The sequence below is a fragment of the Streptomyces sp. NPDC019890 genome (assembly GCF_044903445.1).
In the GTDB taxonomy this organism is placed as follows: domain Bacteria; phylum Actinomycetota; class Actinomycetes; order Streptomycetales; family Streptomycetaceae; genus Streptomyces.
On the sequence record NZ_JBJDQK010000043.1, the window covers coordinates 1 to 6008 of the forward strand.

9 protein-coding genes and 1 pseudogene are annotated in these 6008 nt (G+C 68.3%); 1 reads left to right on the plus strand and 9 read right to left on the minus strand.

All coding sequences use genetic code 11. The features are described from left to right. Positions 1–356 precede the first annotated feature (356 nt). The 9 genes and pseudogenes from ACI2LP_RS33645 to ACI2LP_RS33685 form a co-directional block, all read right to left on the minus strand. Positions 357–1127 carry an ISAs1 family transposase gene (locus ACI2LP_RS33645; RefSeq protein WP_404728335.1) on the minus strand — a complete coding sequence of 257 codons (771 nt, stop codon included), beginning with the start codon at positions 1125–1127 and terminating at the stop codon, positions 357–359. Continuing rightward, positions 1013–1435: a transposase family protein gene (locus ACI2LP_RS33650; protein WP_404728336.1), complete on the minus strand. Its 423-nt coding sequence runs from the start codon at positions 1433–1435 to the stop codon at positions 1013–1015. The genes ACI2LP_RS33645 and ACI2LP_RS33650 overlap by 115 nt, the downstream gene beginning before the upstream one ends. Before the next feature lie 360 nt (positions 1436–1795). Beyond that, complete coding sequence (locus ACI2LP_RS33655) at positions 1796–2017, minus strand: helix-turn-helix transcriptional regulator (RefSeq protein WP_010981499.1); 222 nt, start codon at positions 2015–2017, stop codon at positions 1796–1798. Further along, positions 2017–2502: a DUF2975 domain-containing protein gene (locus ACI2LP_RS33660; RefSeq protein ID WP_404728337.1), complete on the minus strand. Its 486-nt coding sequence runs from the start codon at positions 2500–2502 to the stop codon at positions 2017–2019. Before ACI2LP_RS33660 ends, ACI2LP_RS33655 begins: the two co-directional genes overlap by 1 nt. A gap of 591 nt (positions 2503–3093) precedes the next feature. Next, a complete protein-coding gene (locus ACI2LP_RS33665) occupies positions 3094–3342 on the minus strand; it encodes a hypothetical protein (RefSeq protein WP_404728338.1) in 249 nt (82 codons plus the stop codon). A 50-nt stretch (positions 3343–3392) separates the two neighbouring features. Beyond that, positions 3393–4253 (minus strand): annotated as a pseudogene (locus ACI2LP_RS33670) (IS5 family transposase). A 98-nt stretch (positions 4254–4351) separates the two neighbouring features. Beyond that, positions 4352–4681, minus strand: a complete 330-nt coding sequence (locus tag ACI2LP_RS33675) for a hypothetical protein (RefSeq protein ID WP_404728339.1) — start codon at positions 4679–4681, stop codon at positions 4352–4354. 54 nt (positions 4682–4735) lie between these two features. Beyond that, positions 4736–4960, minus strand: a complete 225-nt coding sequence (locus ACI2LP_RS33680; RefSeq protein ID WP_404728340.1) for a hypothetical protein — start codon at positions 4958–4960, stop codon at positions 4736–4738. A 48-nt stretch (positions 4961–5008) separates the two neighbouring features. Continuing rightward, a complete protein-coding gene (locus ACI2LP_RS33685; RefSeq protein ID WP_404728341.1) occupies positions 5009–5182 on the minus strand; it encodes a hypothetical protein in 174 nt (57 codons plus the stop codon). 499 nt (positions 5183–5681) lie between these two features. On the opposite strand from ACI2LP_RS33685, the gene ACI2LP_RS33690 reads away from it, so the two are divergent. Next, on the plus strand, positions 5682–6008 hold a 327-nt coding region (locus tag ACI2LP_RS33690), incomplete at its 3' end, for a hypothetical protein (RefSeq protein ID WP_404728342.1).

Here is a 6008-nt window from a genome sequence, read left to right on the forward strand (position 1 = left end):
ATCCCCCCGCACATAGGTGGCCTGAACTATCGCACACCTGACCGGGTTTGGGCGCCGGTTCTGCTTGCACCTCGCCGCCGTAAGTCCGATCATACCGACGAGGCCACGAGCGAGTCGAGCAGGGTTGTGTCGGTGAGAAGCAGCAACGCGTGACCCTGAGTTCTGGAAACGATGAAGGTGCTCAGTCGCTGGAGTGTCGTGAGTTTCAACAACGCCGCGAGGGGCGCTGGCCTTCCCCTATGGCTCACGTCTTTGCGATGTAGATGTGGTGTGGGGCATGAGGCCCATAGACTCGCGAAATTGTCTTGGGCTGAGGTAGAGGGCTTCGGCGTAGTCGCGTGACGTCCGCTTCATGATCATGTGAGTCCGAGGAGGGCGAGCGGTCGGCTGGCGTCGCGGGCGTTGTGCCGAAGGCCGGAAGCGATGCTGCTTTTCCCGGCGAGGCGAAGGGCACCGATGGCGGGGTTGCGCCAGGTCGCCATGGCGCGGGGCGCGGAGCCGGTTCGCAGATGGGAGGCGTCCTCGGCGAACGTCACGTCTCGGACGTGGTGCAGGGCTTCGATCTTCCAGTGGTTGCGGATCAGCCGGGCGAGCTCGGCGCGTGGGGCCCGTTCCGCAGTGAGGCTGGTGACCGCGTAGACGGACTTGATGCTGATTTTGCCGGTCTTGCGGTCCACTCGGCGGCGCTTGAGCTGGACGGCCTGGCGGGCGCCGGGAAAGAGCAGGCTGTTCACCGTGCACACCTTGATGCGGTGGATCTCGACGCGGGCGTGGCCGGTGTCGCGGGTGCGGCCCTGCAGCGGGATCTGGTTCCAGGGAAGGGACTTGAGCTGCTGGTGGAGCTTCCTCTGGTTCCCTTTCACGATCACGATGTAGTGCGCGCCTCGGCCGAGCAGGTAGCTGGCGTGCTCGCGCTGGGTGTGCATGGCGTCGCTGGTCACGACCACGCCCGCCAGGTCGGCGAGGGTCTCCAGGAGAGGCTGGAAGCAGGTGATCTCGTTGGTCTTCTCGCCTACGTCGAGTTGGGCCAGGACCAGGCCGGAGAGGTGGTCGCAGGCGGCGAGCAGATGAATCTTGCGGCCCGTGGCCCTGGCCGCTCCGCGCAGGGTCTTGCCGTCGACCGCCACTGCGTGCAGCTGACCGTCGGCCCCAGCGCGCCGGTCGGCCAGCCAGCACGGCCCACCGCCCGGTCCAACGCGTCGCCGTCGATGCGGCCCAGCAGCCGCCGCACCATAGCCTCCGCCGGCAGGCACCGCTTCGGGGACAGCGGATCGGGCCGTACGCCAAGGCGTTCCAGGACGGACGGCGGGGCGCCGGTGATCCACTCACCCACCGCCAGCAGGGAGGTCGCTCCGGCCGGAACCGCGCACGCGGTCAGCGCGAGCACGACGACCAGAGCGTGCCGTACGCCGCGCGGATCGCGAGGGTCGGGCACCTCGGCCAGTCGCTCCAGCAGGCCGGGGTCTCCTCGGGCACGGCCCCGGGATGCTCGCGGAGTTGGTCAAAGGCAGGTGGGATCGACGATGATGCGTCAAGCGACTACGGCGAAGCCCTGGCTGCCCGCCCAACGACGAACCCCCGCCCTTCCGCGCTGGAAGGACGGGGGGTTTGCGGTGGGGAGGTCACGTTCGCAGGTCGCGATCGTCGACCAGGACGGTGCGGTGCAGGTCAACCGGAATCTACCCAACGGGGTCGGGACGGTGCTGCGGATGATCGGCGATCCACGTCCACGCGGTCCACGTGCCGTGTCACGGGCCGGTGGTGCCAGGCGTTTTCACGCCCGCCCTGGGGCACGTCATCCGCCCGCGGCGTCCTCGGCCTCCCAGCGCAGCAGGTCGCCCGGCTGGCACTTGAGCACCTCGCAGAGCGCGGCGAGCGTCGCGAAGCGCACCGCCTTGGCGCGGCCGTTCTTGAGTACCGCCAGGTTGGCGGGCGTGATTCCTACGCGGTCCGCGAGCTCGCCCACGGACATCTTCCGCCTGGCCAGCATCACGTCGATGTCGACGGCGATCGGCATCAGATCACCTCGTCCAACTCGGCCTGCATCTGTGCCGCTTCGACGTCGCGCGTGACGGCCTGGGCGAGCAGCATCCGCAGCACGAGCACGATGAGCGCGACTCCCAGGATGGCCACGCCAACCCCGCCCATGATGACGGTGACGCCCGGGTCGTCCCGCTGGCCCGGCGCATTGAGGGCCGTGACCGCGAACCACACGAGGGCAGCCGCCACGATCGCGCCGATCACGCCGTCCACGTACCGGAAGGCGGTGTGGGAGAACACGGTTCCGCGTCGCACCATCGTCACCAGCCGCCATACGCAGACCAGGGCGACCTGGACCGACACCATGCCCAGGATCATGATCACGCGCAGCGGGGTCAGCGGGAGCGACCCGTCCTCCGGGTCGGTGGCCAACGCCCACACCATCAATGCCTGCACGAACACGGTGCCGGCGAGCACCACCACGAGCACGGCGCGCAGCGCACCCACTGTCAGCTTTCCCATGGCCCGCCCTTCCCTCGAGTCGCGATGGGAATCTATCGAATATCGATAGGTGAAGCAAGGGCTGGGACGGAGGATGGGCGGCGGTTTCGCGCCGTGGCGGGACGCCGCCGCCCCTCCCATGGCAGGGCGTTCGCGAGCACCGTCTTGGTCCTGTCGAAGTCGGCCTCGCTTGAGCATAAATCGGACACCACCCGACTACGCCGAAGCCCTGGGCTGGGGTAGACGGCGTCTTCGTGTCTTGACCGGAGCCGTGCTCCACCCTGAGTGACACTCAAACTCATCGACACTCGACGGCTGTTCGGCCCTCAACGGACATCCAGACTCATCGACAAACGACATTCGTTGTGAGCTTCGCAGCCACGCGCCCGGGCGTCGCAGCGCGGTCAGCGCCTGGTCGAGGTCGAGCTCTTCTCCGTCGTCGGCGTCCTCGTGGTGCACGTGCACCACGGTTTCCCCGGACGGCCGGGAAGGGCTTGCCCACGGGCCTGCCATGCACGCCACCCGACCCCACTCGCCCAGAGTAGACCGCTAGGCAGTGTCTCTTTGGTCGACGAGGCGGTCGGTTGGCCGTTGCTGCCGCAGCACGCCAAGTCAGTCCGAGGTGAGGTCGGAGCGCATGGCCGAGCGAAGGGTACCGAGTGCCTCGCTGAGTGCGCTCTGGGTTGATGGCCACTCGGGATCTGCGCTTATGTCGGGCTCGTCGAAGCGGTCCCGTAAGTCCCGGACTCGCGTGAACGCCTGGTCGGCCATGTCGCCGAGATGCTCGGGAGCGATGATCAGCATCTGATAGCGGAGATGGTAGGCATTGGTGGATCCGAGGATCTCGCCTGCCTGCTTCATGCGATATGGCCCAGGGGCATGTTGCGGTGGGCTACGTTCCACTTCCGCGGTCAGCTGCGGGTCCAGATGAAGATCGCGGCGAGGTGGAGTGCACCCTGGTAGGCGAGGGCAAGTTTGTCGGTTCGCATGGCCAGACCGCGCCATTGCTTGAGGCGGTTGATGCAGCGTTCGACGGTGTTGGGCTGCTTGTAGGTCTCGGCATCGAAGTCGGGTGGTCCGCCTCCGAGCCGGCCGCGCCGCAGGCGGTGGCCGACTTGGTCGGCGGGCTGCGGAATGACGGCGCGGATGCCGCGGCGGCGGAGATGCAGGCGGATCGCGCGGGATGAATTCGCGCGGTCCGCAGGCGGCGGCGGGCCGGGTTCTGGGCCTTCCCAACCTGCTGCGAGGCACCCGGACCCGGGCCATGACAGCCTCGAAAGCCGACGCGTCACCGGCCTGGCCCGCGGTGACGACGAGAGCCAGTGGTTGTGCCCGGCCGTCGCTGGCCGGGTGCACTTTCGTGCTCAGCCCGCCGCGGGAACGTCCGAGCGCGTGATCGCCGGGTTCTGCCCGCTCGGCCGCCCTCCTTTCCTTGCCCCGGCGGCATGCTGGTGAGCCCGGCAGACGGTTGAGTCCACCTACACGGTCCAGCTCACGTCGTCACGTGCGTCCGCCGCGGCAAGAATCGCGGTGAAGATCCGTTCCCACGTGCCTTCGACGGCCCACCGGAGTAGGCGTTTATGGGCGGTCTGAAAGGAACCGAGCTCCTCGGGCAGGTCCCGCCACGGCGAGCAGGTGCGGTACTTCCACGCGATGGCTTCCAGGGCGCGGCGGCGGTTGGCCCACCGTCGTCCACGGACCGGATCAGCCGCCATCAGCGGCTCGATCCGGACCCACATCGCATCAGTGATAACCAACCCGGACAGACACATCCGCTCAACTGACCTGCAGCAGGAGCGGGATGCCCTGCGAGCCCAGCTGGAAGAACGTGAGTGGATCCGGGAAGCCATCGGGCTCCTGGGCGAGTCCATCACCGAGGGCCCTGGCGGCAGCCGATGTCACGGCCGAGGCCCTGCGCGTCACAGCGCCCATGGCGCCCGGTCCGCTGAGTCCGGAAGCCGAGCAGCGCGTCAGGAACCTGTACGAGCGCCTCATCACCGAACAGGCCGAGGAAGATTCCGGCGGCGGCAACTGACTGGTCCCATGTGGGACAGATCTGTTGCTCGGGCTCGCGGCGGACATCGGCCTGAAGTGCGGGACGGTGGAGAGCGCGGAGGACGGCCTCGCTGCCGGCTTTCGGCATTTCGATGGGCCGGGACGCCAGGTGCCGGATCGCGACGGGGGATGCGCGATCCGGCACCCAGCCACTCGAGCCTACGCCGCCACCATCGCAGCGGCGTGGTGATGCGCTGGTTCAATGCGCAAGGGCCTTCACCTGGTGTCGGGCAGCAGCCAGCACCTCTGCCCGCGCTGCCACTTCCCCCGTCGGCGGCCGCGTCTGCCACTCGACCAGGACTCCGCGTACTGCTACGCAAACGGCGCGCAGCTGCGCAGCGAGAACGTCGTCCAGCTGGTCCATAGTGCTGCCACCCGTGCCGGTGACGACGATCGTGCCGCGCGCACCGTGCGTGATCTCCAAGCCCCGCCACACGCAGGCGAGCGCCCACGCCGGCAAGTTCAGCGGCTGCTACTCAGCCGCGCCTGTTGCCGTGAATGTGGAGTAGGACCCGCCGGCGGTACCGCCGTTGGTCGACTGCGCCGGTACCACCGCACTGCGCAGCGTGTCTTGCTGCCCGGCGGCGCCGTCGGGCAGTTCGACTGGCTCGACCGTGCCCTCCGGGTCGATGCGCAAGGCCGTCATCGGCAAGTTCAGCCCCCTCCTCCCCGCGGCTGCAGCGCCGTCAGAATCGCCCCAGAATACCGGCTTAGAAGGCCTATCCGGGCGGCGAGTGCATCCCGCAGGCTGTGAAATCCCGTGCGCAACAGCGCGATTGCGCACTCTGCACAGCGTCGGCAGGGTGCGGCAGGGCGCAGCCGGGTCGCTTCTCCTGGGGCAGTGGTGCGGTTACCTCGGGTCCCTGTGCAGACAGGAACGCGGCGGCACCGCCCAGTGTCGCCGCACGGTCCGGCTAGAGCCGAGCAGGACTATGCGGACCACCGTGCCATCCGCGGCTCTTCCTGGATGTTTCGGAAGGGGCCGGGGGCAAGAGGGCGCACCTGGCCGGATTGGCAGGGGCACTGACTATTGGTCTGCACCTTCCCCTTGACAGCGTGAGAGGTCCAGTCCACTTTCCTTGAGCGAGCCAGCAGCAAGCGCCGCCGTACGTCGTGCACCCAGGCCGCCGTTCAAGGAGTCGAATATGCGCTGGACCAGGGCAATCACTGCCTCCCTTGCGATAGTCGCCGTACTCGGGCCGCCATCACCCACACTGGGCGTCGTCACCCCCGCCTTAACCGACCGGGGCCCCGCCCCGGATCCCAGGACGTCCGCCTTCACACACTCCGCGCTCAAGCCCACCGCGGCGAGCCAGTCCGCGACCCTCATCACCGGAGACCGGGTCGTCGTCCGCGAACTCGCCCAGGGGAAGCAGTCGCTCACCGTCTTTCCCGGACCCGGCCGTCAGGACGTGGGGTTCATCAAGCAGAGCCACACGGACAAGAACGGCCTGCCCCACCTCGTCGTCCTG

Excerpts from the sequence above, each read along its gene's own strand:
- ACI2LP_RS33665 (WP_404728338.1), bottom strand. The coding sequence starts at position 3,342 with ATGAAGCAGGCAGGCGAGATCCTCGGATCCACCAATGCCTACCATCTC.
- ACI2LP_RS33685 (WP_404728341.1), bottom strand. The coding sequence starts at position 5,182 with ATGACGGCCTTGCGCATCGACCCGGAGGGCACGGTCGAGCCAGTCGAA.
- ACI2LP_RS33655 (WP_010981499.1), bottom strand. The coding sequence starts at position 2,017 with ATGCCGATCGCCGTCGACATCGACGTGATGCTGGCCAGGCGGAAGATG.
- ACI2LP_RS33660 (WP_404728337.1), bottom strand. The coding sequence starts at position 2,502 with ATGGGAAAGCTGACAGTGGGTGCGCTGCGCGCCGTGCTCGTGGTGGTG.